The organism is Frigoribacterium sp. PhB107 (assembly GCF_003751515.1).
GTDB lineage: Bacteria > Actinomycetota > Actinomycetes > Actinomycetales > Microbacteriaceae > Frigoribacterium.
On record NZ_RJKU01000001.1, the window covers coordinates 645681 to 668919 of the forward strand.

The 23239-nt window shown below is 72.4% G+C and carries 24 protein-coding genes; 1 reads left to right on the forward strand and 23 read right to left on the reverse strand.

Annotation, left to right across the window (positions count from 1 at the left end; translation table 11 throughout):
* Positions 1 to 34: 34 nt before the first annotated feature.
* From EDF18_RS02910 to EDF18_RS02945, 8 genes are all read right to left on the reverse strand, one after another.
* Positions 35 to 619, reverse strand: coding sequence for a GDSL-type esterase/lipase family protein (locus tag EDF18_RS02910; protein WP_123546234.1), 585 nt, complete (start codon positions 617 to 619; stop codon positions 35 to 37).
* A gap of 106 nt (positions 620 to 725) precedes the next feature.
* Positions 726 to 926, reverse strand: coding sequence for a hypothetical protein (locus tag EDF18_RS02915; RefSeq protein ID WP_123546237.1), 201 nt, complete (start codon positions 924 to 926; stop codon positions 726 to 728).
* The gene (locus tag EDF18_RS02920; RefSeq protein ID WP_123546239.1) at positions 923 to 2560 is read right to left on the reverse strand and encodes an SDR family oxidoreductase; all 1638 of its coding nucleotides are present in this window, start codon (positions 2558 to 2560) and stop codon (positions 923 to 925) included. Before EDF18_RS02920 ends, EDF18_RS02915 begins: the two co-directional genes overlap by 4 nt.
* A 24-nt stretch (positions 2561 to 2584) precedes the next feature.
* Positions 2585 to 3520: a bifunctional riboflavin kinase/FAD synthetase gene (locus EDF18_RS02925; protein ID WP_123546242.1), complete on the reverse strand. Its 936-nt coding sequence runs from the start codon at positions 3518 to 3520 to the stop codon at positions 2585 to 2587.
* A 5-nt stretch (positions 3521 to 3525) separates the two neighbouring features.
* On the reverse strand, positions 3526 to 3963 hold the full coding sequence (locus EDF18_RS02930) for a hypothetical protein (RefSeq protein WP_123546244.1): 438 nt from the start codon (positions 3961 to 3963) through the stop codon (positions 3526 to 3528).
* A gap of 58 nt (positions 3964 to 4021) precedes the next feature.
* Positions 4022 to 4390 (reverse strand): hypothetical protein, encoded by a 369-nt coding sequence (locus EDF18_RS02935; RefSeq protein WP_123546246.1) that lies wholly within the window; start codon positions 4388 to 4390, stop codon positions 4022 to 4024.
* Complete coding sequence (gene truB, locus EDF18_RS02940) at positions 4387 to 5286, reverse strand: tRNA pseudouridine(55) synthase TruB (protein WP_123546248.1); 900 nt, start codon at positions 5284 to 5286, stop codon at positions 4387 to 4389. The genes EDF18_RS02935 and truB overlap by 4 nt, the downstream gene beginning before the upstream one ends.
* 35 nt (positions 5287 to 5321) lie before the next feature.
* Positions 5322 to 5885, reverse strand: coding sequence for a hypothetical protein (locus tag EDF18_RS02945; RefSeq protein WP_123546250.1), 564 nt, complete (start codon positions 5883 to 5885; stop codon positions 5322 to 5324).
* A 56-nt stretch (positions 5886 to 5941) separates the two neighbouring features.
* On the opposite strand from EDF18_RS02945, the gene EDF18_RS02950 reads away from it, so the two are divergent.
* Positions 5942 to 6811, forward strand: a complete 870-nt coding sequence (locus EDF18_RS02950) for an A/G-specific adenine glycosylase (protein ID WP_199732307.1) — start codon at positions 5942 to 5944, stop codon at positions 6809 to 6811.
* A gap of 21 nt (positions 6812 to 6832) precedes the next feature.
* Here the strand turns inward: EDF18_RS02950 and rbfA are convergent, their stop codons facing one another.
* From rbfA to ispG, 15 genes are all read right to left on the reverse strand, one after another.
* Positions 6833 to 7390 (reverse strand): 30S ribosome-binding factor RbfA, encoded by a 558-nt coding sequence (gene rbfA, locus EDF18_RS02955; protein WP_123546252.1) that lies wholly within the window; start codon positions 7388 to 7390, stop codon positions 6833 to 6835.
* Positions 7391 to 7486: 96 nt separating this feature from the next.
* Positions 7487 to 10294 carry a translation initiation factor IF-2 gene (infB, locus tag EDF18_RS02960; protein WP_123546254.1) on the reverse strand — a complete coding sequence of 936 codons (2808 nt, stop codon included), beginning with the start codon at positions 10292 to 10294 and terminating at the stop codon, positions 7487 to 7489.
* A 95-nt stretch (positions 10295 to 10389) separates the two neighbouring features.
* On the reverse strand, positions 10390 to 10695 hold the full coding sequence (locus tag EDF18_RS02965; protein ID WP_123546256.1) for a YlxR family protein: 306 nt from the start codon (positions 10693 to 10695) through the stop codon (positions 10390 to 10392).
* 80 nt (positions 10696 to 10775) lie between these two features.
* On the reverse strand, positions 10776 to 11765 hold the full coding sequence (nusA, locus tag EDF18_RS02970) for a transcription termination factor NusA (protein WP_123546258.1): 990 nt from the start codon (positions 11763 to 11765) through the stop codon (positions 10776 to 10778).
* Between the two features lie 152 nt (positions 11766 to 11917).
* Complete coding sequence (locus EDF18_RS02975) at positions 11918 to 13675, reverse strand: proline--tRNA ligase (RefSeq protein ID WP_123546260.1); 1758 nt, start codon at positions 13673 to 13675, stop codon at positions 11918 to 11920.
* A gap of 67 nt (positions 13676 to 13742) precedes the next feature.
* On the reverse strand, positions 13743 to 14567 hold the full coding sequence (locus EDF18_RS02980; protein ID WP_123546262.1) for a hypothetical protein: 825 nt from the start codon (positions 14565 to 14567) through the stop codon (positions 13743 to 13745).
* Complete coding sequence (locus EDF18_RS02985) at positions 14564 to 15628, reverse strand: vWA domain-containing protein (RefSeq protein ID WP_233568956.1); 1065 nt, start codon at positions 15626 to 15628, stop codon at positions 14564 to 14566. The genes EDF18_RS02980 and EDF18_RS02985 overlap by 4 nt, the downstream gene beginning before the upstream one ends.
* Positions 15625 to 16626, reverse strand: coding sequence for a VWA domain-containing protein (locus tag EDF18_RS02990; RefSeq protein WP_123546264.1), 1002 nt, complete (start codon positions 16624 to 16626; stop codon positions 15625 to 15627). Before EDF18_RS02990 ends, EDF18_RS02985 begins: the two co-directional genes overlap by 4 nt.
* Positions 16617 to 17096 (reverse strand): hypothetical protein, encoded by a 480-nt coding sequence (locus tag EDF18_RS02995; protein ID WP_123546266.1) that lies wholly within the window; start codon positions 17094 to 17096, stop codon positions 16617 to 16619. The genes EDF18_RS02990 and EDF18_RS02995 overlap by 10 nt, the downstream gene beginning before the upstream one ends.
* On the reverse strand, positions 17089 to 17970 hold the full coding sequence (locus tag EDF18_RS03000) for a DUF58 domain-containing protein (protein WP_123546268.1): 882 nt from the start codon (positions 17968 to 17970) through the stop codon (positions 17089 to 17091). Before EDF18_RS03000 ends, EDF18_RS02995 begins: the two co-directional genes overlap by 8 nt.
* Before the next feature lie 5 nt (positions 17971 to 17975).
* Entirely contained in the window at positions 17976 to 19010 is a 1035-nt protein-coding gene (locus EDF18_RS03005; RefSeq protein ID WP_199732309.1) for a MoxR family ATPase, read from the reverse strand.
* A gap of 29 nt (positions 19011 to 19039) precedes the next feature.
* Positions 19040 to 19699, reverse strand: a complete 660-nt coding sequence (locus tag EDF18_RS03010; RefSeq protein ID WP_123546270.1) for a methionine ABC transporter permease — start codon at positions 19697 to 19699, stop codon at positions 19040 to 19042.
* 2 nt (positions 19700 to 19701) lie between these two features.
* On the reverse strand, positions 19702 to 20781 hold the full coding sequence (locus EDF18_RS03015; protein WP_123546272.1) for a methionine ABC transporter ATP-binding protein: 1080 nt from the start codon (positions 20779 to 20781) through the stop codon (positions 19702 to 19704).
* Positions 20782 to 20862: 81 nt separating this feature from the next.
* Entirely contained in the window at positions 20863 to 21780 is a 918-nt protein-coding gene (locus EDF18_RS03020) for a MetQ/NlpA family ABC transporter substrate-binding protein (RefSeq protein WP_123546274.1), read from the reverse strand.
* A 302-nt stretch (positions 21781 to 22082) separates the two neighbouring features.
* Positions 22083 to 23231 carry a flavodoxin-dependent (E)-4-hydroxy-3-methylbut-2-enyl-diphosphate synthase gene (ispG, locus tag EDF18_RS03025; protein WP_192041883.1) on the reverse strand — a complete coding sequence of 383 codons (1149 nt, stop codon included), beginning with the start codon at positions 23229 to 23231 and terminating at the stop codon, positions 22083 to 22085.
* Positions 23232 to 23239: the final 8 nt, after the last annotated feature.

Genomic DNA, 23239 nt, shown 5'->3' on the forward strand with positions numbered 1-23239 from the left:
TCGTCGAGGGGGCGTCGAGGCTGAACGGCGGACCTCAGTCGATGTCGTAAGGGACGTGCAGCACCGTGAGGGGCCGGCTCATCGGCGGCTCGCCGCGGAGGCGCTCCAGCCCGGGCAGGAGCTCGGCGACCCAGGCACGGTAGCCCTCGTCGCTCAGGTGCACGCCGTCGGTGGTGAACTCGGGGCGGAGCGCCTCCCCCGACTCGTCGGCCAGTGCCGGCCACAGGTCGAGCCATTGGGCCCGGACCGTCGACGAGAACTGGCGGAGGTGGCGGTTGGCGTCCTGGATGCGCGGCGCCTGGTCGGCGGTGCGCGGCAGGATCGACTGCAGCAGCAGGCGCGTGCCCGGCAGCTCGCGACGCATCGTCACCATGAGCGACTCGACGCCGCGGACGACCTGCTCCACGGTGCGTCGGGCCGTGAAGTCCTCGTTGCCGATCAGCAGCACGACGGAGTCGGGACGTGCCGCGACGACCTCGTCGAGGCGCTCCGTCAGGCTCGCCGTGGTGTCGCCGTCACGGCCCAGGGCGACGACGTCGTCGTCCGGGAACCAGGCCGACCAGTCGCCGCCTGCCGTCGTGCTGTCTCCGACGAAGACCAGTCTCTCGCCGTGCGCCATGGGTACCTCCGGGTGGTGTCGATGTGCCGAGGGGCCGGACGGCCCCCGGCGTGTCGTCTCGGGGAAGCGTACCGCTCGCCGGCTGCGCACGACCCGGGCGGCCGTCTCAGCGGCGGAAGCGCCGCGGCCGCCGAGCGGCGATCCGGTCGAGCGCGTGCCGGACGCTCGGCAGCAGCACGACGAACGAGACCACGACCACGAGCACCCCGAAGGCCACGCCGAGCCAGAGGGGCACCGGCGAACCCGCACCGGCCTCCGCGGGGTAGAGCGGGGTCGGCGTCGCCGCCAGGACGGCCGCGAGGGTCACGACCGGGCCGCGGCGACCTCGGACGCCACGTCGGCACCGGCACCGGCAGCGCTCTCCGAACCCGAGCCCAGGCCCGACGCGTCCCGTGCGGCCGTCGCCGTGATCCGGCGCAGCATGCCGCTGAAGATCACCCCGTGGAACGGCAGGATGGCGAACCAGTACAGCCGGCCGCCGAGCCCGTGCGGGAAGAACACGGCGCGCTGGCGGTAGTGCGAGCCACCTCCCTCGCGCGGGGTGACGCGCATCTCGAGCCATGCCCCGCCCGGCGCCTTCATCTCGGCGCGCAGCCGCAGCAGCCGGCCTCGCTCGAGCGTCTCGACGCGCCACCAGTCGAGCGCGTCGCCGACCCGGAGGGACGTGGCGCTGCGCCGCCCGCGACGGAGCCCCACTCCCCCGACGAGCCGGTCCATCCAGCCGCGCGCGGCCCAGGCGAGCGGGAACGAGTACCAGCCGTTCTCGCCGCCGATGCCCTCGACGACGCGCCAGAGCGCCTCCGGCGACGCGGTCGAGTCGGTCTCGCGGTCGTCGGTGTACACCGTGTGCCCCGACCAGTCGGGGTCGCTCGGCAGGAGGTCGCTGGGGGCGCCGGCGACCGACGAGTCCTGCCAGCTCGTCTCGACCTCGCCGTCCTTCTCGCGCTGCAGCGCCAGCCGCACGGCGGCCCGGTAGCGCAGGAGCCCCTCGGCGGGCGGCGGCACGACGTCGTCGATGTCGCTCTCGCTCACCACGCAGTCGTACTGCAGGGAGGCGATGATCGGGATCGCGAGGGCGCGCGGGATCGGCGTGACGAGGTTCACCCACTGCGAGGCGAGCCAGGGCGTGAAGACGGGCAGGGAGGCGATCGGGCGCTGCGCGAGGCCCGCCTCCAGCGCGTAGCCGTTCATCATCTGGCCGTACCGGAGCACGTCGGGTCCGCCGATGTCGAACGTGCGGTTGACGTCGGCGGGCACGTCGGCCGAGCCGATCAGGTAGTGCAGCACGTCGCGGACGGCGATCGGCTGGATGTGGTTGCGGACCCACTTCGGCGCGGGCATGTAGGGCAGCACGTCGGTGAGGTGGCGGATCATCTCGAAGGACGCGGAGCCCGACCCGATCACGACCCCGGCCTGGAGGGCGACGGTGGGCACGCCGCTCGCCAGGAGCACGTCGCCCACGTCGCGGCGGCTCCGGAGGTGCTGCGACAGCTCCCCGTCGGGGTGCAGGCCCCCGAGGTAGACGATGCGGGCGACCCCGGCGTCGCGGGCGGCGTCCGCGAACACGTGGGCGGCCTCGGCCTCGGCCCGCTCGAAGTCGCCCTTGCTGCCCATGGCGTGGGCGAGGTAGTACGCCACCTCGACGCCGTCGAGTGCGACGCGGACGGACTCGGGGTCGGTCAGGTCGCCCTGGACGACCTCGACGTCGTCGGCCCACGGCACGTCGACGAGCTTCTCGGGCGAGCGGACGAGGACGCGCACGTCGGCTCCGGCCTCGACCAGGCGCGGGGTGAGGCGGCCTCCGATGTAGCCGGTGGCCCCGGTGACGAGCACGCGGCGGCGCGAGACCGCCTCGTCCGTGTCGCGCGTGACGTCGGTCTCGACGGTCGCCTCAGGCGCTCCGGTGGGCGCGTTCGTCGTCGGGTCGTTCTCAGCAGGCATGTCGACGACGGTACGCCGCCGGTCTCAGGACAGGCCGAGGACCTCGCGCGTGCGGACGACGTCGGCCCGGATGTGCTCGATCAGCGCGTCGATGCCCTCGAAGGCCACGTTGCCGCGGACCCAGTCGACGAACATCACCGTCAGCTCCTGGCCGTAGAGGTCCATCGAGACGTCGAGCAGGTGTGCCTCGACCTGCTTCTCGGGCACGCCCTCGAAGGTCGGGTTGTGCCCCACCGAGACGGCGGCGGGATAGGTCGTGTCGCCGACCAGCACGCGGGCCGCGTAGACGCCGTCGGCCGGGACGTAGCCCTCGCTGTCGGGCGCGAGGTTGGCGGTCGGGAAACCGAGCTCGCGACCGCGCTGCTCGCCGTGCACGACGATCCCGCGGACGGCCGGCTCCCGGCCGAGCAGTTCGCCGGCGCGCGCGACGTCGCCGGCCTCGAGCAGCTCCCGGATCCAGGTCGAGGAGGCGCGGCGCCCGCCCCCGAGACGCACGTCGTCGATCGACACGACCTCGAGCCCGCGCTCGGCGCCGAGCTCGCGCAGCGCGTCGACGTTGCCGCTGCCCCGGACGCCGAAGCGGAAGTCGTCGCCGACGAAGACGACGCGGGCGTGCAGGGCGCCGACGAGGATCCGGTCGACGAACTGCGCGGGCGTGAGGCTGCGGAGCTCGTCGTCGAAGGTGAGCATGAGGGTCGCCGCCACCCCGGCGGCCCCGAGCAGCTCGCGCTTCTGGCGGTTGCTGACGAGCGACCGCGGCACCGAGCCCGGCCGCAGCACGGCGAGGGGGTGCCGGTCGAAGGTGACCACGGCCGAGGTGAGGCCGCGCTCGGCCGCCACCTGCTCGAGCAGGTCGATCACGGCGCGGTGCCCCACGTGCACGCCGTCGAACTTGCCGATCGTCACCGCGGTCGGGCCGACATCGGCGGGCACGTCGGCGAGGGCGTCCCAGAACTGCACGGCAGCTACTCCGTCCGGTCGGCGGCGTCCGCCTCGGCGGCGACGGCGGGCCGGGAGCGGAGCAGCCAGAGGATGCCCAGCACGGGCAGGACGAGGGGGACGAAGCCGTAGCCGCGCCCGAACCACGACCACACGGTGTCGTCGGGGAACAGCTCCGGGTCGAGCACGGTCACCAGGCCGACGATCAGCACTCCGGCGAGCTCGAACGAGATGGTCGCCCAGGCGACGGCGTACGAGGTGCGTCCGCGGCGGATCAACGACACGGTGGCGACGATGTAGACCACGGCGGCGAGGGCGCTCAGCGTGTACGCGAGCGGCGCCTCGTCGAACTGCTCGAGGATCTGGAACACGGACCGGCCGGTCGCCGCCAGGGCGAGCACCGCGTACACCGCGATGAGGACCCGGCCGACGCCGACCGCACGAGAAGACTTCTGAGTGACCATCACCGACAAGGATATGGCGCGCGCCTGTGCACCGGCGCCAGGACGCAGGAGGCGCTCGTCACGCGACCTGGACGGTCCAGATCTGCAGCATGCGGTAGACCATCACCGCGACCGCGAAGACGGCCGCCGCGAGCACGAGGTTGCTCCACCGGGTGCGGTCGACGAGCGCCCAGACGACGGCGAGCGGCGGCAGCAGGATCGCCGAGACGAGGTAGATGTAGAACTCGACGACGTTGCCCGTCGGCGGGTTGCCCGTGAACGGGGCGACGATCGCGACCACCAGCTGCACGAGCAGCAGCAGCAGCACGAGCGCCGTGGCGCCGACCGTGATGTCGTTCGGCAGCTTGCCCGAGAAGCCGGCCACCAGGCAGACCAGCCCGGCGACGCAGGCCACGATCACCTGGGCCCAGGTGAACCACTCGATCACGCGCGCACCTCGTCGGTCGGGAAGTTGACGATGGGCACGGCACGGCCGCCGCGCACCGAGACCAGCCCGGCGAGATCGCCCGAGGCGGTCACCGCGGCCACGGGGCCCTCGGTGTCGGCCAGCCCCGCGGCGGGCCGCTTGCCGTGGCCGAGGTCGGTCGCCTCGTCGGCCGTCATCGACCAGACGGGGAACAACGAGGAGGCGACGGCCGAGGGAGCGAGGAGGGCCGGCGCGACCTCGATGCCCTCGAGCACCGCGGCGTCGGCCACGTCGAAGGATCCGACCCGCGTGCGCCGCAGCGCGGTGAGGTGCCCGCCCACGCCCAGCGCGCCGCCGAGGTCGCGAGCCAGGGCCCGCACGTAGGTGCCCGACGAGCAGCTGACCCGGACGTCGAGGTCGCGGACGGCCACGCCGTCGGCGACGGCGTCACGGCGGTCGAGCACGACGAACTCGGAGACCACCACGTCACGCGCCTTGAGCTCGACCTCGACGCCCTCACGGGCCAGGTCGTAGGCACGTCGACCGCCCACCTTGATGGCGCTGACCGTGGTCGGCACCTGGCTGATCGGCCCGGTGAGGTCGGCGATGCCGGCGTCCACCGCGGCGTCGGCCACACCCGACGCGTCGGAGGTGGAGGTGACCTCGCCCTCGGAGTCGTCGGAGGCGGTGGAGACGCCCAGCCGGATCGTCGCCTCGTACGTCTTGTCCAGCCCGACGAGGAACGTGAGGAGCCTGGTCGACGAGTTGAGGCCGAGCACGAGCAGGCCGGTGGCGAGGGGATCGAGCGTGCCCGCGTGGCCGACCTTGCGGGTGCCGGCGGCCTTGCGGACGCGGGCGACCACGTCGTGGCTGGTGATGCCCTGCGGCTTGTCGACGAGGAGGATGCCGCTGTTCACGCGACGACGCTACCGCACCGTGCCCGGGCCGACGCTCAGCACGCGTCGTCGAACACGCGGCGCGGGTGCTCGGGGTCGGCGACGTCGACGACCGCCGTGGCGACGGCCCGCAGGCCGCCGCGACCGCCGCCCGGGGTGACCCAGACCGTGTAGTTCCAGAGCCCGGCGAGCTCGGGGCGCCCGAGCGCCTCGCCGTCGACGACGAGCAGGGCGTCGTCGGGGCCCGTCACCCAACGCGGCTCGACCTCGCGCTGCGAGGCGCTGTCGAACGCCGCCGGCACCCACGCGGTGCTGCCGCCCAGCCGGAACGGCTCCACGAGGACCCGGCGCAGGAGCGCCCCGTCGACCGGGGCGGGCTCGCCGTCGGCGACCGCGCCTCCCTCGCCCCGGGGCCTGCCGAAGTCGGAGACCGACGCTCGGAAGGCCGCGTGGCCCGCCTCGACCAGGGCAGCCGCGAGGTCGTCGGCGAAGGCCGACTGACCGGCACCCGCGGGGCCGTCGACGGCGACGAACGCCCGGCCCCTCGAGTAGTTGTGCAGGATCTCGGTCGCGAGAGCGCGCAGCGTGTCCTTCTTGGCGGGGGCCCAACGAGTCGTCATGCGGTCACCCTAGGCCGGGCCGCCGACAGCGGTCCGAGCGCCCGTAGGATCGTCCGGTGACCATCGCCCCCGCCGTCTCGTCGTGGTTCCGCGAGCACGGGCGCGACCTGCCCTGGCGTCGGCCCGGCTTCACCGCCTGGGGCACCCTCGTCAGCGAGGTCATGCTGCAGCAGACACCGGTCGTGCGGGTCGTCCCCCGCCTGGAGCAGTGGCTGGAGCGCTGGCCGACGCCCTCGGACCTCGCCGCCTCCCCCGCCTCGGAGGCGGTGCGCGCGTGGGACCGCCTCGGGTACCCGCGCCGGGCGCTCGCCCTGCACGCCGCCTCCGTCGTCATCACCGAGCGGCACGGCGGCGTCGTGCCCGAGACCGTGCCGGAGCTGCTGGCTCTGCCGGGCGTGGGCGACTACACCGCACGCGCGGTGGCGGTGTTCGCCTACGGTCACCGGCACCCGGTCGTCGACACGAACGTGCGCCGGGTGCTCGCCCGTGCGGTCGAGGGCCTCGCAGAGCCCTGGGCGCCGAACGCCCGCCGCGACCTGCCGGCGATGGAGTCGCAGCTGCCGACCGACGTCGCCGAGGCCCGGGTCGCCAGCGCCGCGGTGATGGAGCTCGGCGCGCTCGTCTGCACGGCGCGGTCGCCGCGCTGCGACGAGTGCCCGCTGGTCGTGCAGTGCGCGTGGGTGCTGGGCGGGCGCCCCGAGCACGCGGGGCCTCCCCTCCGCCGTCAGGCCGCCTTCGCCGGCTCGGACCGACAGGTACGCGGCCTGGTCATGGCCGAGCTGCGGGCCAGTGACGTGCCGGTCACGAGCGACGAGGTCGACCGCGTGTGGCCCGACGCCGAACAGCGCGACAGAGCCCTCGCCGGCCTCCTCCGTGACGGGCTGGTCACGGGATCGGTCGACGAGGGCTGGTCGCTGCCGAGCTAAGCGCCCGGCAGCCGAGCTGGGTCAGCGCGTGGAGCCGTCCGGCTCCACCGTGCCGTCGTCGACGGCGCCCGACTCGACGTCGGCCTCGTCGACGACCGGAGCGACCTCGTCGGTGTCGTCGTCGTCGAGGTCGTCGTCCTCGTCGTCGTAGTCGTCCTCGTCGCGGGGCTTGACGTAGGGATCGGAGTCTCCGGCGTACTCGGCCGTGGCCGCGACGGTCTGGCTGTCCTGGTCGCGCTGACGCGCCTCCTGCAGGAGGCGGTCGATGGACGCCGCGTTCTCGGGCAGGGCGTCGAGGATGAACTCGAGGCTCGGGGTGAGCCGTGCCGTGATGTTCTTGCCGACCTCGCTGCGCAGCATGCCCGTGGCGGACTTGAGGGCGGCGCCGGTGTCGGCGCGCTCCTCGTCGGTGCCGTAGACCGTGTAGAACACGGACGCGTGCTGCAGGTCACCGGTCACCTTGACGTCGGTGATGGTGACGAACCCGAGGCGCGGGTCCTTGATGCCGCGCTCCAGCCGCCGCGCCACGATCTCGTGGATGCGGTCGGCCATCTTGCGGGCGCGCTGTGCGTCGACCATTCGTTGCTCCTTCTGCTGTTCGCCCGCAGGCGAGAGGGGTGAGGCCCCGCCCCGACCGTGGTCGTGGCGGGGCCTCTGACGATGCGTCGCCGGGCGTCAGCCCCGCGGCTTCTCGACCATCTCGATGGTCTCGATCTCGTCGCCGATCTGGATGTCGTTGAACTTGCCCAGACCGATTCCGGCCTCGAAGTCCGTCCGCACCTCGGTGACGTCGTCCTTGAAGCGACGCAGCGAGTCGATGGCGAGGTTGTCGCCGACCACCACGCCTTCGCGGATGACACGGGCCCGGGCGTTCCGCGTGATCGTTCCCGACCGCACGATGACACCGGCGATGTTGCCGACCTTCGACGAGCGGAAGATCTCGCGGATCTCGGCGACACCGGACTGCTTCTCCTCGAACTCGGGCTTGAGCATGCCCGTGAGCGAGTTCTCGATGTCCTCGAGCGCGGCGTAGATGACCGAGTAGAAGCGCACGTCGACGCCCTCTCGGGCAGCACGCTCGCGGGCCTTCGTGTCCGGTCGGACGTTGAACCCGATGATGACCGCGTTGTCGACGGTCGCCAGGTTGACGTCGCTCTCGGTGACGGCGCCCACGCCGCGGTGGATGATGCGCAGCTGCACGCTGTCGTCCACCTCGATCTTGAGCAACGACTCCTCGAGCGCCTCGACGGCACCCGACACGTCGCCCTTGATGATGATGTTGAGCGCCTCGACCTTGCCCTCTTCGAGAGCACGGGTGAAGTCCTCGAGCGAGATGCGCTTGCGGGCCTTGGCCAGCGACGCGTTGCGCTCGACGGCCTCGCGCTTCTCGGCGATCTGACGGGCCGTACGGTCCTCCTCGGTGACGAGGAACGTGTCGCCGGCACGGGGCACGCTCGAGAGTCCCTGCACGAGCACGGGACGGCTCGGGAAGGCCTCGTCGACGGTCTCGCCGTTCTCGTCCATCATCGCGCGGACACGGCCGTAGGCCGTTCCCGCCACGATCGCGTCGCCCACCCGCAGGGTGCCCGACTGGATGAGCACGGTCGCGACGGCGCCGCGGCCCTTGTCGAGGCGTGCCTCGATGGCCACTCCACGAGCGTCCTTGTCCGGGTTCGCCCGCAGGTCGAGACCGGCGTCGGCCGTGAGGAGGACGGCCTCGAGCAGCGCGTCGATGTTCTTGTTGTCGCGTGCGGACACGTCGACGAACATCACGTCTCCGCCGTACTCCTCGGCGACGAGGCCGTACTCGGTCAGCTGCTGACGCACCTTGGCCGGGTTCGCGCCCTCCTTGTCGATCTTGTTGACCGCGACGACGATCGGCACGTTGGCAGCCTGGGCGTGGTTCAGCGCCTCGACCGTCTGCGGCATGATGCCGTCGTCCGCCGCGACCACGAGGATCGCGATGTCGGTGACCTGCGCACCACGGGCACGCATGGCGGTGAACGCCTCGTGGCCCGGGGTGTCGATGAAGGTGATGGCTCGCTCGACGCCCTCGTGGGGCGCCCAGACCTGGTAAGCACCGATGTGCTGCGTGATGCCGCCGGCCTCGCCGGCGACGACGTTGGCGTTGCGGATCGCGTCGAGCAGTCGGGTCTTTCCGTGGTCGACGTGGCCCATGACCGTGACGACGGGCGGACGGACCTGCAGCACGTCCTCGTCCTCGTCCTCGAGCTCCTGCTCGAGGTCGATGTCGAAGCCCTCTAGCAGCTCCTTGTCCTCGTCCTCGGGAGAGACGACGAGGATGCGGTAGCCGAGCTCTTCGCCGAGCACCTGGAACGTCGCGTCGTCGAGCGACTCCGTGGCGGTCGCCATCTCTCCCAGGTGGAAGAGGACGGTCACCAGGTTGCCGGGGCTGGCGTCGATCTTGTCGGCGAAGTCGCTGATGGACGCGCCGCGACGCAGACGGACGATCGTGCTGCCGTCGCCGCGGGGGACGCTGACGCCGCCCAGCGACGGGGCGGAGCGCATCTCGAACTCGGCCCTCTTGGTCCGCTTCGACTTGCGTGCCTTGCTCTTGCCGCCGCCGCGACCGAACGCGCCGGCCGTGCCGCCGCCGGGGCCGCGACCACGGCCGCCGCCACCGCCGCCCGCAGGGCGGGGAGCGCCGAAGCCGGGACGGAAGCCGCCGGCCGCGCCGGGAGCACCGCCGCCGGGACGCTGGAAGCCGCCGCCGGCACCGCCGGGACGACCGCCGGCACCCGCGGGGCGCTGGCCGAAGCCGTTGGGGCGGGGGCTGGCGCCGACGCCGGGACGCGGAGCGCCCGGACGAGGAGCACCGGGACGGGGAGCCATCGGGCGCGGCCCCGCTGCTCCGCCGGGGCGGGGCATGCTGGTCGCGGCGCCGGAGCCGCCGGGACGGGGCGCGCTCGGGCGGCCCATGCCCTGGTTGCTGGCGAAGGGGTTGTTGCCGGGGCGCGGGGCGCCGGGGCGGGGTCCGCCGGGCTTCGGCGCGGACGCGCCGGCCTCGGTCGGAGCGTCGGACTCGGCGGGCGCCGTGCCCGACTCCTTGGCGGCCGCGGCCGCGGCGCGCTCCGCCTCGGCCTTGGCCTGGCGCTCGGCGACGGTGAGCGGCGCGACGGGGGCAGGTGCCGCCTCCGTGTCGTCAGCGGCGGCCGGGGCCTCGACGGGAGCAGCGGGCTGCTCGGCGACGGGAGGCTTGGGAGCGGCAGGACGGGGCCCGCCGGGCTTCGGTGCGGAGGAGGCGGCGGGAGCCGACGCCTTCGGGCTCGCGGCAGGTGCGGCGCCGGCCTTGGGCGCGGCGGCGGCACCGGCGAACGCCTGGCGCAGCTTGCGGGCCACGGGGGGCTCGACGCTGGAGGACGGTCCCTTGACGAACTCGCCCATCTCCTTGAGCTTCTCTAGTGCTGTCTTGCTGTCGATCCCCAGCTCGCTGGCGATCTCGTGTACGCGTGGTTTAGCCACAGTTCTCCTGTCTCGGGCCCCTTCCCGGTCAGGAGGGAGCCGTCAGTTCTGGACGGGTCTCATTTCGAGCCGCTCATTAGTTGTCCATGTGCCTGTCAGCCTGTTCTGTCGTGGCCAGTGGTCGTGGTGGAACTCGGGGTGTGCACATCGGTCTGCAGCCGCATCAGGTGGTCGCGGAGCTGCTCGGTGTCGGGCTCGGAGTCGAGGCGGAGCGCACGGCGGAATGCCCTGCGTTTCACTGCCGACTCGAACGCGTCCATCGAAGGCGTCAACCACGCGCCCCGCCCGGGCAGCGTGGCGGTCTCGTCGACCACCAGGCGTCCGTCACGGGCGACGACCCTCACGAGTGAGGACCGCGGAGCGCGCGCTCGAGTACCGATGCACGTTCTTACGGGTACCACTCTACCCCCTCGGGTGGGCGGACGGGAGACGCCGGGGGCGAACGGCGTGGTGCGCCGCCCGCCCTCGGCGTCGGGATCGGTCAGTCGTCCTCGAGGATCGAATCGGGCTGGATGTCGATGCGCGCGCCCGTGAGCTTCGCGGCGAGACGGGCGTTCTGCCCCTCCTTGCCGATGGCGAGCGACAGCTGGTAGTCGGGCACCAGGGCCCGGACGGCCTTCGTCGCCTGGTCGATGACGAAGGACGACGACACCTTGGCCGGCGACAGCGCGCTGGCGACGAAGACGGGCAGGTCGCTCGAGTAGTCGACGATGTCGATCTTCTCGTCGCCGAGCTCGGTCTGCACGGCCCGCACCCGAGCGCCCATCTCGCCGATGCACGCGCCCTTCGCGTTGACGCCGGGCTCGGTCGCGCGCACCGCGATCTTGGTGCGGTGCCCGGCCTCGCGGGCCAGGGACACGATCTCGACGACGCCGCTGGCGATCTCGGGGACCTCGAGCGCGAAGAGCTTGCGGACGAGCGAGGGGTGCGTCCGCGAGACGGTGATCTGCGGCCCCTTCGTGCCCTTGCTGACGCCGGTCACGTAGACGCGGATGCGCGTGCCGTGGTCGTACTTCTCGCCGGGCACCTGCTCCTCGGGAGGCAGGATCGCCTCGACGGTGCCGAGGTCGACGTGCACCATGCGGGGGTTCGGCCCCTGCTGGATGACGCCGGCGACGATGTCGCCCTCGCGCCCCTTGAACTGGCCGAGGACCTTGTCGTCGCCGATGTCGCGCAGGCGCTGGTTGATCACCTGCTTGGCCGCGAAGGCGGCGATGCGGCCGAAGTCGCTGGGGCTGTCGACGGACTCGCCGACGACCTCGCCTTCCTCGTCGCGCTCGATGGCGAAGACGGACACGTGCCCGGTCTTGCGGTCGAGCTCGACCCGGGCCGCCGGGACGCGGCTCTCCGGCTGGTCGGTGTGCTTGAGGTAGGCCGTGAGGATGGCCTGCTCGATGATGCCCACGAGTTCCTCGAAGGGGATCTCGCGCTCGCGTTCCATGAGACGCAGCACGCTCAGGTCGATGTCCACTGAGGGCCTCCACTGTTCAGATCTTCAGGCTGCGCACACGGTGGCGCGCACAGCATCCCCCTACGGTACCCGAGTGCGACGGGGGCGGAGAACCGGACGCGGCCCGCGCCTCCTGCGTCCGTGGGGACTCGAGGAGGCGCGGGCCGACGACGTCAGGAGGCGCGCGGAGCCGAGAGGGCCGCGACGGCCTCGGCCACCGGGACGGGCGTGCGCTCGCCCGTGCGGCGGTCCCAGAGCTCGACGATCCCCTCGCCGGCGGAGCGCCCGACGACGACGATCTGCGGGACGCCGAGCAGCTCGGCGTCGCCGAACTTGACCCCGGGCGAGACCTTGGGGCGGTCGTCGTAGAGAACGTCGAGGCGGTGCGCCTCGAGCTCGGCGGTGAGCGCCTCGGCCACCTCGAAGACGACCGGGTCCTTGCCCGTCGCGACGACGTGCACGTCGAACGGCGCGACGTTGGCGGGCCAGACGAGGCCCTTGGCGTCGTTGTTCGCCTCGGCGATCACCGCGAGGATGCGCGTCACGCCGATGCCGTACGAGCCCATCGTCACGGTGACCTGCTTGCCGTTCTCGTCCAGCACCTTGAGGCCGAGGGCCTCGGCGTACTTGCGGCCGAGCTGGAACACGTGGCCGATCTCCATGCCGCGAGCCGTCTCGATCGGACCGGAGCCGTCGGGGGCCGGGTCGCCCTCGCGGACCTGCGCCGCCTCGACGACGCCGTCGTGCTCGAAGTCCCGACCTGCGACGAGCCCGGCGACGTGGACGCCGTCGATGTTCGCTCCGGTCACCCACGAGCTGCCCTCGACGACACGGGGGTCGACGACGTAGCGGATCGCGGCTCCCCAGCCCGCGCCGCCGGGCCCGATGTAGCCCTTGACGAGACCGGGGGTCCGGGCGAAGTCGGCGTCGCCCGCCGCGTCGACCTCGGCGGGCGCGAAGGCGACCTCGAGGCGCTTCATGTCGACGTCGCGATCGCCGGGCAGGCCCACGACGACGAGCTCGCGCGTCCCGTCGAGGTGCGTGAGCGCGACGACGACGTTCTTCAGGGTGTCGGCAGCGGCCCAGTCCCGGCCGTCCTCGCGGGGGTGCGACGCGTTCAGCTGGTCGACGAGCGAGGCGATGGTCGGCGTCACGGCCTTGTCGAGCATCACCGGGGCCGGCTGACCCTCGATCTGCCTGACCTCGGGCACCGTCGTGGTGAACGCCTCGACGTTCGCGGCGTAGCCGCCGGCCGAGCGGACGAAGGTGTCCTCGCCGACCTCGGTGGGGTGGAGGAACTCCTCGGAGCGCGAGCCGCCCATCGCGCCGGCGTCGGCCTGGACGATGACGTACTCGAGGCCGAGACGCGTGAAGATGCGCTCGTAGGCGTCGCGCTGCAGCTGGTAGCTGGCCTCGAGCCCGGCGTCGCTGGCGTCGAACGAGTAGGCGTCCTTCATCGTGAACTCGCGACCGCGCAGCAGGCCGGCACGGGGCCGTGCCTCGTCGCGGTACTTGTCCTGGATCTGGAACAGCGTCAGCGGCAGGTCCTTGTACGACGAGTACAGGTCCTTCACCAGGAGCGTGAAGGCCTCCTCGTGCGTGGGGGCGAGCAGGTAGTCGGCGTCCTTGCGGTCCTTGAGGCGGAACATCCCCTCGCCGTACTCGGTCCAGCGGCCGGTCGCCTCGTAGGGCTCGCGCGGCAGCAGGGCCGGGAAGTGCACCTCCTGCGCGCCCGCGGCGGTCATCTCCTCGCGGACGACGGCCTCGATCCTGGCCTTGACCCGGAGGCCCAGGGGCAGCCAGGCGAACACGCCGGGCGCCTGGCGGCGGATGTAGCCGGCCCGCACGAGGAGGCGGTGGCTGGTCACCTCCGCGTCGGAGGGATCTTCACGGAGGGTGCGGACGAAGAGCTGGGAGAGGCGCGTGGACACCCGCCCAGCATAGGGGCGTGCCCGGAGGGGACGCGGCCCCGTGCCCCGAGGCTCGTCCCGGTCACGCTCACCAGGGCTTGCCGTCGTACTCCCCCGGCGCCTGCTCGTAGTACCGCTCGCGGTCGGTGTCCTGCTGGCGCTCCTGCTGGCTCTCGTCGCCCTGCTGCTGCAGCTGGTCGAGCGGGTCGGTGCCGCCCGCCCCGGCGTCGCCCTCGTCCTCGCCGCCGCCCTGTCCGGGATCCGAGCCGTCGCCTCCCGAGGGGTCGCCCTGGTCGCCGCCCTCGGCCTGCTGCTGCTTGTCGCCCAGCCTGCCCTGCGCGTCGTCGAGGGGCTGCGACGTGTCGGGCTGCTGCGGGTCGTCCGGGGGTTGGAAGCAGCCCTCGGGAGCCTCGGCGATCGTCGACTGCCCCAGCTCGTAGAGCTGCTCGGCGTCGGCGTAGCGCAGCTCGAGCAGCGCGGCGTCGCCCTGGGCCTCGATGACGAGCACGAGGTCGGTGCGGATGACGCACGAGATCGTCTCGTCGCCCTCGGGCGCGAGGTCGAGCGCGGTGACGAACTCCTGCCGCGCGACGTCGAGCACCCCGACCCTCGCCCACGCCGTGCCGCGGTCGAAGTGGTGCACCCACGGCTCGACCACGTTGGCGACGCCGAGGGGCGCGGTGAGGGAGGCGGCACGCTCGTAGGCGCGGGCGTCGTAGGCGTGCTCCGTCAGGCCCGCGAAGAGCGGGAGGCTGAGCAGCTTGAGCGCCACGAGCAGCACGACCAGCACGACCGGGGCCGACCAGAGGAACATCCGGCGTCGGAGCCGGCGACGGTACTGGTCGAGGCTCGGCTCCGCGGCGGTCGCCCGGTCGCGGTCGTCGACGGGCGGCGGGGCGAGGGTGTCGGTCACGACGACGTCCTTCCGGGTGCACGGTCGGCCCGGGGCCGGACGCGGATCTCGGCGAGGGCTCGGGCGACGACGGCCACCTCGACCAGGGCGAGCAGGAACAGCGGGACGGCGGCGATCCAGTACAGGTCGACGACGGCCTCGGCACGGCCCTCGTCCGAGGCGACAGACCCGTCGCGCGCGTCGGCGACGACGGCCCCGACGCCCGTGTCGGCCTCCCGGTGCACGTAGTCGACGCCGAGCTGGGAGGCGATCGTGCGGAGGGCGTCCTCGTCGATCACCGAGAGGGCGTCCGGCTCGCCCGGCTGCGTCCTGTCCTTGATGTACTCGGTGCTGCTGTAGGCGTCGCCGTACCCGTCGAAGACCTTCATGCGCCCGCCCGCGGCGGTGCCGTAGCCGAGCACCGCTCCCCCGTCGACGTCGGCTGCAGCCGCCGCGAACGAGCCGGGCGCCTCGTCGGCCGTCTGTTCTCCGTCGCCCAGGTAGTAGACGACGTTCGCCCTCTCGGGGTCGGCCTCGCGCGCCTCCTGCAGTCGCTCGGCCAGGAGGTCGGAGGCCTCGGTGATGCTGCTGCCGCTGGAGTAGTAGGTGATCTCCTGGTTCATGACGGAGGCCGCGGTCACGACGGCCGCCGCGTCGTCGGTGAGCGGGGTGCGGAGCACGGCGGTGCTGTCGAACGAGATGAGCGAGAAGCGGGCGCCGGCCAGCTCGCTCGCGATCGCGTCGACGTCGCTCCGGACGCCCTCGAGCCGCGGGCGGTCGCCGTCCCAGTCCTCCGCCGCGATGCTGGAGGTGGTGTCGACGACGAAGAACACGTTGAGCGCCGCCGTCGACGCCTGCGCGCTGCCGCCGGGCACGCCCGGGCGCACGGCGACGACGAGCAGCAGCGCCACCACCACGAGACGGCGGACCCAGCTGCGCAGGAGGCGGCGGTCGCCCCGCTCGGCGACGACCCGCCACCCGACGAAGCCCAGCAGCGCGACGCCGAGGACGGCGAGCAGCCACCACGGGAGAACGGGCTGCAGCACGATCGCGGCGGGCAGCGCCGCCGTCGCCGCGGTCACAGCCGCACCCGCCAGAGCAGGACGAACGAGGCCGCGGCGAGCAGGAGCGCGACGATGACGGCGACCTGCGGGGCGTCGGTCGTGACGAGGCGACGCGTCCCGGTGAAGAGGCCCGCCTCCTGGTCGTCGATCTGCTGCACGATCTCGGCCACGGTGGTCGCGCCGTCGAGCGCGTAGTAGGCACCGCCGGTCGACTCGACGACGGTGCGCAGCTCGCCGGCGACCTCGTCCGCCACGGCGTCGTCGGAGTAGTCCGCGGGGTTCAGCGCGTAGACCCGGATGCCGCGGTCGGTCGCGAGCTGCCCCGCCTCGTCGAGCGTCAGCAGGGCCGCGCCGTTCACGTAGTTGTCGGTCGCCAGCACGATCGACTTCGGCCGGGTGCTCTCGCTGCCCCCGTCGAAGCTGAGGGCGCAGGCGGCGAGGCCGTCGCCGATCAGCGAGGCGCCCTGCCCGAGGTCGGTGCCCGTCCAGTACCGCGTGCCGTCCTCGCCCGCGCTGTCGAAGGAGTCGCGGTACTGGCTCAGCTGCTCGGCGACGAAGTCGTAGTCGTCGGTCAGGGGGAACGCCTGCACGGACGAGCTGTCGAAGAGGGTCAGCCCGATCCGCTCGCCGTCGAGGCCCGACGCGAGCTCGGCGAAGGTCGACACGATCTGGGAGTCGACCTCGGTCATCGACCCCGAGACGTCGAGGCAGAGCACGATGTCGCGCTTGTAGGACGGCGGCTCGACGACCTGGACCGTGCCCGGCCGGGCGATCAGCAGGGCGCCGAGGCCGGTGAGGGCGACGACGAGGACGAGGGCGCCCACGAGCGCCGCGCGGTAGCGGGCGACGAGCCGGCGGTACACGGGGAGCTCGGTCAGGCGCTCGCTGTGGGCGACGGGGGTGCCGGCGCGGCGCAGTCGTGCGCGCTCGCGGCGTCGCAGCACGAGCCAGAGCCAGGCGCCGAGCCCGGCGACGACGAGGGCTGCGAGCAGGGCCCACCACCAGATCAGGACCACGAGCGCACCACCTCGCGCGCGGTCTCGGCGGCACGGTCGGGGTCGCCGGAGTGCTGCTGCGCGAAGGCCGGCGGGTACCACTGCTCGACCGCGTCGGCCACGCGGGGCAGGTCGGCCTCGCGCAGGTCGGCGAGGGTCATCACGTGCGTGTCGGCGCCCGCCGTCTCGTGGACGAAGAACCGGAGGAGGAGGCTGAGCCGGCTGTGCACCGCCCGCTCGCCGAGACGGCCGTCGCGGGAGGCGGCCTGCACCTCGTCGATCAGGCCGAGGTATCGGAGCCGGACCGACGGCAGGTCGACGACCGCGGCTGCTGCCGCCCGGCGGGCCGACGGGGGCAGCCGCCGCGCCGAGAAGCGCAGCACGAAGACGATCCACGCCGCCACGAGGCCCAGGAGGACGAGCCCGAGCACCAGCCAGAGGACCCAGAGCGGGTACTGGTACGGCCCGAAGAAGCCCCTGTCGTCAAGCACGGCGGTGCTTCTCCATCAGCGTGAAGAGCCCGGGCACGACGCCCGCCTGACTCGACAGCCTCTCGCTGCTGATGCCCAGTGCCTGCAGCTGCCGGCCGGCGTCGTCCGCACGCCGCTCGGACGACTCGTCGAAGGCGCGTCGCAGGGCCGCGTTCTCGCGCAGGTACGCCGGGAGGGCCGTGACCTCCTGCACGTCGTAGACGTCCCCGGCGTGGCCGGACCGCGTCATGAGGTCGGCGTCGCCGACGGTGACCCAGACGATCTCGTGCTGGGCGCGAAGCCGTCGGAGGAGCCTCACCAGCTCGGCGTCGACGACGACGTCGTCGGTCACCACGACGAGGATCGACCGGCGGCGGACGCCGCGGGCGACCCAGTCGAGGACGCCCCGCAGGTCGCTGCGGGGTGCGTCGAGCGAGACACGACGGTCGACCTGGCGGAGGAGGCGCTCGAGGTGCGCCTCGGTCGCCCCGGCGGGGAGGGCGACGGTGCCGCCCTCGTCGCCCGCGACGAGCGAGACGACGTCGCCGTGGCGCGACGCGATGTAGCCCAGGGCGCCGGCCGCCATGATCGCTATCTCTTTCTTGGTCTCGCCGCTGGCGGCCGTCGCGGCCATGTTGCGACCGGTGTCGACGACGAGGACCAGCGACCGCCTCCTGCTGGCGACGTAGCGCTTCACCAGCGGTTCGCCGTGACGGGCGGTCGCCTTCCAGTCGATGTCCTTCACCTCGTCGCCCGGCACGTAGGCCCTCAGGTCGTCGAAGTCGTGGCTGCGGCCGTGGTGGACCGACGCCCAGCCGCCCTCGAGCAGGTCGAGGGTGCGGCGGTGCGCGAACAGGGACATCTTCGTGCGCACCCGGAGGAGGAGGCTCGCCACGGTCGTCAGGGAGTCTGCACGGAGGCGAAGACGGCATCGATGATCGTCTCGGGGGCCACGTCGTCCGCCGTGGCCTCGTAGCCGAGGATGACGCGGTGCCGCAGCACGCCGTGCCGCAGGTGCTTCACGTCTTCCGGGATGACGTAGTCGCGGCCGTGCAGCAGGGCCAGGGCACGCGCGGCTTGCATGAACGCGATGCTGGCACGCGGGCTCGCGCCGAACTGGACGTAGTCGGCGAGGCTGCCGGGGATGTACTGCTGCGGGTGCCGCGTCACGTAGATCAGCTGGACGATGTAGTTGACGATCGACGCGTCGACGTACACGCGCTTGGCCAGTTCTTGCAGCCACACGACGTCCTCGAGCGAGACGCCGGTCGGCGCGTCGACCTGCTGCTCGTCGTAGACGCCGGCCTCGATGCGCCGGATGACCTCGGCCTCCTCGGCGGGCGACGGGTAGTCGAGCACCTCTTTCAGGAGGAACCGGTCGAGCTGCGCCTCGGGCAGCTGGTACGTGCCCTCTTGCTCGATCGGGTTCTGCGTGGCCAGCACGAGGAAGGGCCGGGGCAGCGGGTAGACGGTGCCGCCGATGCTCGTCTGCCTCTCTTGCATCGCCTCGAGCATCGCGCTCTGGGTCTTCGCGCTCGAGCGGTTGATCTCGTCGAGCAGCACGAAGTTCGAGTGCACGGGGCCGAGCTGCGTCACGAAGGTCGACTTCTGCGCGTCGTAGATCTGGGTGCCGGTGATGTCGCTCGGCAGCAGGTCGGGCGTGCACTGGATGCGGGTGAAGCTCGCCTCGACGGACTGCGCGAGCGTCGCCGCCGCGGTCGTCTTGGCCAGCCCGGGGACGCTCTCGAGCAACACGTGCCCGCCCGTGATCAGCGCGATCAGCAGGGTGTCGCGGAGGCCGGTCTGGCCCACCACCTTGCGCGAGAACGCGTGCGACACGGCATCGACGACACCGGCGGCACGCTCGAGGTCGGCGGGGCTGATCGGGGTGCCGACCGCGGCGGGAGGCGGGGGCGTCGTGGAGGTGTCGGTCACCCGGCCCACTGTAACCGAGGCGTCCGACGTCACCGCCGGAGCGCCCTCCTCGCGAGGTGGTTGCCCAGGAACTGGACGAGCTGCACCAGCACGATGATGAGCAGCACCGCGCCCCACGTGACCACGGGGTCGAACTGCCGGTAGCCGTAGAGCAGGGCGAACGCGCCGAGTCCCCCGCCGCCGACGTAGCCCGCGACCGCCGACATGTCGACGAGCGCGACGAAGATGAACGTGTAGCCGAGGATCAACGGGCCGAGCGCCTCCGGCAGCACGATGCTCCCGATGATCCGGAACGGCCCTGCACCCGCGGCCCTGGCCGCCTCGACGACGCCCGGCTGCACGGTGAGCAGGTTCTGCTCGACGATCCGCGAGATCGCGAACGAGGCCGCGAGCGACAACGTGAAGATGATGGCCGTGTTGCCGACGCCCGTGCCCACGACGGCCCGGGCGAGGGGCTGCGCGGCCGCGAGGAAGATGATGAACGGGATCGGCCGGAACACGTTGACGACCACGTTGAGGACGCCGAAGACGACGCGGTTCGCGAAGAGGGCGCCCTCGCGCGTGAGGTAGAGGGCGAGCCCGAGCAGGAGCCCGCCGAGCCCGCCGAAGAGCAGGGTCAGGGCGACGATGTAGACGGTCTCGTAGGCCGCCTTCCAGAGCTGGGGCTGCAGGTCGATCAGGGAGTCCATGGTCAGCGAGCCTCCGCGTCGTGGGCCGGCCGGGCGGGCGCGGCCTCGGTCGTGGGCGAGGCCGGGAGCTCGGTCGCCGCGGCCCCGAGCTCGGCGACGGCCGCCGAGACGTCGCCGTCGGCGCCCGTGAGGGCCAGGGTCAGGGTGCCGAAGGTCCGACCGCCGATCTCGTCGATGCCGCCGAAGACGATCTCGAAGCGGACGCCGTGGCGGGCGAGCACGCCGAAGACCTGCTGCTGGTCGACGCCGCCCTCGGAGACGCGGACGGTCACGAGGCGGCCCTCGTGGCGACGGCGGAGCGCCGCGAGGTCGTCGCCCTCCGGCGAGCCGGCGACGACGGTGGAGACGAAGCGCCGTGTGGACGCCTCGCGCGGGGCCGAGAAGACCTCGAAGGTGCGACCGATCTCGACGACCCGACCACGGTCCATCACGGCGACGCGGTCGGCGATCGACTTGATGACGTCCATCTCGTGCGTGATGACGACGATGGTGATGCCCAGCTCGGCGTTGACCCGCCGGAGCAGGGCCAGCACCTCCTGCGTGGTCTCGGGGTCGAGCGCGCTCGTCGCCTCGTCGGCGAGCAGCACGCCCGGCGACGTCGCGAGTGCGCGGGCGATCCCGACGCGCTGCTTCTGGCCGCCCGACAGCTGGTCGGGGCGGGCGTGCGCCTTGTCGGCCAGCCCGACGAAGTGCAGCAGCTCGCTGATCCGCCGCTGGTGGTCGGCCTTCGGCACCCCGGCCGCCTTGAGCGGGAACTCGACGTTGCCCCAGACCGTCTTCGACGAGAACAGGTTGAACTGCTGGAAGATCATGCCGATGCCGGCGCGCACCCCGCGGAGCTCGCGCTCGCGCAGCCCGGTCACGGGACGGCCGTCGATCTCGATCCGGCCGCTCGTCGTCGGCTCGAGCGCGTTGATCAGGCGCACCAACGTGCTCTTGCCGGCGCCGGAGTAGCCGATGATCCCGAAGATCTCGCCGTCGGCGATCTCGAGGCTGACGCCGTCGACGGCCGTCAGCGGTGCGGCGCCCTTCTCGCGGGGCGGGTAGGTCTTGACGACGTCGGTCAGGGTGATGGCGGGCATGGTCTCCTCGTCACGGTCGGAAGGGCCCGACCAGCGCGCCGTCGTGGCGAGCGGGTCGGGCCCGGGCGGGGGCAGGCGGCGTCAGCCGTTCTGCTCCACGAGCTCCTTCGTCTGCTCGAGCGACTCGCGCAGGTCGGCGACGGGCACCTTCGTGGTGAGGGCCGTGCCGCCCGAGTTCTCGACGACGCCGTCGGTGACGGCCTTCGTGTCCTGGTAGATCTCGACGAGCTTCTTGTAGGTCTCGTCGTCGGCGTCGCCCTCACGAGCGGCGAAGACGTTGACGTAGGGCAGCGACGCCGGGTCCTTCGGGTCGTCCGTCGCGATGATCGTGTCGGGCGAGAGCCCCGCCTTGGTGGCGTACTCGTTGTTGATGATCGCGCCGTCGAAGTCGGGCAGCGACGTCGCGGCGAGGTCGGCCGCGACGGGCGAGACCGTGACCGTCGACGCCTCGGTGTCGATGTCGTCGAGGCCGGAGAAGATGTCGCCGCCGTCCTTGAGCTCGATCAGGCCGTTCGACTGCAGCACGAGCAGCGAGCGGGCGAGGTTGCTCGCGTCGTCGGGCACGGCGACGGTGTCGCCCTTGCTGAACTGGTCGAGCGAGGTGTGCTCCTGCGAGTACAGGGGCAGCGGGTAGATCGCCGTCGAGCCGATCGGCACGAGGTCGGCGTCGGCCGACACGTCGTACTGGGCCAGGTAGACGATGTGCTGGAACTGGTTGAGGTCGAGCTCGTCCTCGGTCAGCGCCGGGTTCGGCTGCTCGTAGTTGGCGAAGTCGACGATCTCGACGTCGATGCCCTCGTCGGCGGCGGCCTGCGTGAAGGTGGCCCAGTACGGGTCGCTCGCGCCGACGACCCCGATGCGCACGGCGTCGCCGCCCCGGTTCGCGACGGCGATGCCGACGCCCACGGCGGCGAGGACGACGACGACCGCCACGACGATCGCGATCAGCCGTCCGCGCTTCTTCTTCGGGGCCTCGATCAGGGGTGTTGCCTCGGACATGACGTTCCTCTCAGACGGTGCGACGCACGTCGCCGGCTGCTGCTGCCGGCACCACGACCGTGCGTCCCTCCATCGTGACCGGCGGGGCGGGCCGGGTCACAATCGGCGCGTCACACGGCGACACACCTGCTCCGCGAGCATGCACGAACACTGATCGGGAGGCCGGGAGGCGGGGGCACCAGCGTCGGCCGGACACGTCACCGGCGGCGGGCAGGCTGCGACGCGGAGGAGGCGCGGTGCGGCCGGAGCCTGCACCGCGCCTCCTCGGGGCGGTCGGGTCGGTGACCGACCCGCGATCAGCCTCAGACCGTGAGGACCTGGGGCGAGCCGACCTCGCCCGGGGGCATCTCGGCCGCGAGGCGGTTGGCCTCGTCGATCAGCGTCTGGACGATCTCGGACTCGGGCACGGTCTTGATGACCTCGCCCTTGACGAAGATCTGGCCCTTGCCGTTGCCCGACGCGACGCCGAGGTCGGCCTCGCGGGCCTCGCCCGGGCCGTTCACGACGCAGCCCATGACCGCCACGCGGAGCGGGACCGTCATGCCCTCGAGGCCGTCGGTGACGTCGTTCGCGAGCTTGTACACGTCGACCTGCGCACGACCGCAGCTGGGGCAGCTGACGATCTCGAGCTTGCGCTCGCGCAGGTTCAGCGACTGGAGGATCTGCAGGCCGACCTTGACCTCCTGCGCAGGAGGCGCGCTGAGGCTCACGCGGATGGTGTCGCCGATGCCCTCGCCGAGCAGGATGCCGAAGGCCGTGGCCGACTTGATGGTGCCCTGGAACTCGGGGCCGGCCTCGGTCACGCCGAGGTGCAGGGGCCAGTCGCCACGCTCGGCGAGCTGCCGGTACGCCTTGACCATGATGACCGGGTCGTTGTGCTTGACCGAGATCTTGAAGTCGTGGAAGTCGTGTTCCTCGAAGAGGGACGCCTCCCACACCGCGGACTCGACGAGCGCCTCGGGCGTCGCCTTGCCGTACTTCTGCAGGATGCTGGGCTCGAGCGACCCGGCGTTCACGCCGATGCGGATCGAGACGCCCGCGGCCTTGGCGGCGGCGGCGATCTTGCCGACCTGGTCGTCGAACTTGCGGATGTTGCCGGGGTTGACGCGCACCGCGGCGCAGCCGGCGTCGATCGCCTGGAACACGTAGTTCGGCTGGAAGTGGATGTCGGCGATCACCGGGATCTGGCTCTTCTTCGCGATGATCGGCAGCGTCTCCGCGTCGTCGCGAGTGGGCACGGCGACGCGCACGATGTCGCAGCCCGACGCGGTGAGCTCGGCGATCTGCTGGAGCGTCGCGTTGATGTTCGTGGTGGGCGTGGTGGTCATCGACTGGACGCTGACGGGAGCGTCGCCTCCGACGAGGACCTTGCCGACCTTGATCTGCCGCGACTTGCGTCGCGGGGCAAGGGTTTCGGGGACCTTCGGCATTCCGAGATTGACTGCAGGCACGTCGTCGA

What these genes read in the sequence shown, in the direction of transcription:
- EDF18_RS02920 (WP_123546239.1), bottom strand. Translation starts at nt 2,560, where the DNA reads ATGCCTGCTGAGAACGACCCGACGACGAACGCGCCCACCGGAGCGCCT.
- rbfA (WP_123546252.1), bottom strand. Translation starts at nt 7,390, where the DNA reads ATGGTCGACGCACAGCGCGCCCGCAAGATGGCCGACCGCATCCACGAG.
- EDF18_RS02945 (WP_123546250.1), bottom strand. Translation starts at nt 5,885, where the DNA reads ATGACGACTCGTTGGGCCCCCGCCAAGAAGGACACGCTGCGCGCTCTC.
- EDF18_RS03015 (WP_123546272.1), bottom strand. Translation starts at nt 20,781, where the DNA reads ATGCCCGCCATCACCCTGACCGACGTCGTCAAGACCTACCCGCCCCGC.
- EDF18_RS03020 (WP_123546274.1), bottom strand. Translation starts at nt 21,780, where the DNA reads ATGTCCGAGGCAACACCCCTGATCGAGGCCCCGAAGAAGAAGCGCGGA.
- EDF18_RS02910 (WP_123546234.1), bottom strand. Translation starts at nt 619, where the DNA reads ATGGCGCACGGCGAGAGACTGGTCTTCGTCGGAGACAGCACGACGGCA.
- EDF18_RS03010 (WP_123546270.1), bottom strand. Translation starts at nt 19,699, where the DNA reads ATGGACTCCCTGATCGACCTGCAGCCCCAGCTCTGGAAGGCGGCCTAC.
- EDF18_RS02930 (WP_123546244.1), bottom strand. Translation starts at nt 3,963, where the DNA reads ATGGTCACTCAGAAGTCTTCTCGTGCGGTCGGCGTCGGCCGGGTCCTC.